Annotated in this window: 1 protein-coding gene; it reads right to left on the bottom strand. The window is 62.9% G+C overall.

Annotated elements, in window-relative coordinates; genetic code table 11:
• Nucleotides 1-1,712: beta strand repeat-containing protein (locus AWB78_RS42395; protein ID WP_198399505.1), on the bottom strand; the 1,712-nt coding region annotated here is incomplete at its 3' end.
• Nucleotides 1,713-1,756 lie beyond the last annotated feature (44 nt).

Here is a 1,756-nt window from a genome sequence, read left to right on the forward strand (position 1 = left end):
GTCTGGCCCGTGATCGAGCCTGCGGACGCCACGGTTGCTGAAGTCGTCGCATCGTACGTCTTGTTGGCGACCGTCACACCCGAGACCGTAATCTGCGCCTGCGAGATCGTGGCGGTCGCCGTCGACGGGGCGAACACCACCGAGTAGTTACCGCCATCGGCACCCGCCAGCGTGTAGCCCACAATCGCGGCCGTCTCCACGCCCGCGTTCTTTGAGCCGAATGCCGCGCTCAGCGCCGCGCTTGACAGACTGACCTGGTCCGAGCCAATCGCGCCACCCAAGGTGGCCGTCCCTAAGATTGTGCCCGAAGTCGTCGCGTCGTACGTCTTATTGGCCACCGCCACGCCCGAGATCGTGAGCGCCGCCGGTGTGATGGACACGGCGCCATAAGTCGGGCCCGTCGTGTAGTTCGCCGCGCCCGAGCCTGTGATCGCCGAGATCGAACCAATCGCGGTAATGAGCTCCGAGCCCACATTCTTGCTCGCAAGCGTTGCCAAACCGGAACTGCTCACCGTGATATTGCCAAACACCGGATCCATCACGGCGAGTCCCGACATGGCGATCAGCGAGCTACTGCTGTAGGTTGTGGTGGCGCCCCACATGATCGGCGCAAGCGACCCCGCTTGGCTAAAGATGTAGTAGTTTTGCCCCGCCGTCGCACCCGCAGGATTGACGCCCGGCGAATAGCTCGCGTTAAAGATGGCTCCGTGCCCGCTATTTAAGAACCCGACGGTCGGATTGCCATAGTAATCGCCCACCACGCTTGTACTGTAGATATACCAACCACCCGCGCCCGTACTGACTGCGCTCGCCCCAACGTTATTGATGAAGTTTCGGTTGGTCGACAAAATTACTGCCGTGGAGCCGCTGCTGGCAACGCCCGCCACGGACGCATTGAGCGTCAGATCGCCACTGACCGCCTGCAGCACAATGCTACCCGCCGCGGTAAGCCCCGTTTGCGTCGCGCCGTTCGCATCCCGCCCTGAGCCCACCGTGAGCCCCTGGGCATCGTAGACCGTTGCAGCTCCCACGTGGCCTGCGAGCGTGCCAATCAGATTGCCGGTATTGGCGAAAACATAGCTCTGCGTGTCGCCGGCGCCACCCAGCACCAGCGTGCCCGCACTGATCGCGTTAGACCAAAGCAGACCGCTTTTTGTTTGCAGCGCCACCGCACCACTCGCGGCGATGGCCCCCCCCCCCGTAATGTTCGACGTATTCGCATCGCCCAGCGTCACCGAGCTGAATACGCCGGTGGTCGTCAGGCCCTGAAGATTGGTGAGCCCCACTGTCCTGCCCGCCAAACTCGCCAGACCCGAACCCGACTGTACCGTCAGCGCACCCGCCGTCTGCGCAGACACGCCACTGAGGGCCAGATTACCGACATCCGCGTGCACTGAAATATTCCCGCTCTGAGCGCTGCCGCCCAGCTGCACCCTGGTCGGAAAGACCAAGGCATAACCCAATGCGCCCGCTAAGTTCAGATTCAACGCACCGCTGCCTGAGCGCAAAGCAACGGCCGCCGTGCCCGCTGCCGCTCCCGCTATGGCGCCACCGCTGGCTGTGAACCAGTTGGCCAACAGATTGCCGCCGGCGCTATCGATTAACCCGCCATTCAGAAAGCTGACCGCGTCGCCACCCGCGCTTGCGTTATTTACATCCGTATTTGAGGCATTCAGCGCGATCGCTCCGCCCGCGCTCGATAAGGTCGCCAAGCTGGCCAACACCAGCGCAGAGGCACTAGTTGATGCGCTGCCTC

Origin of the sequence: Caballeronia calidae, from assembly GCF_900044055.2 — a bacterium.
In the GTDB taxonomy this organism is placed as follows: domain Bacteria; phylum Pseudomonadota; class Gammaproteobacteria; order Burkholderiales; family Burkholderiaceae; genus Caballeronia; species Caballeronia calidae.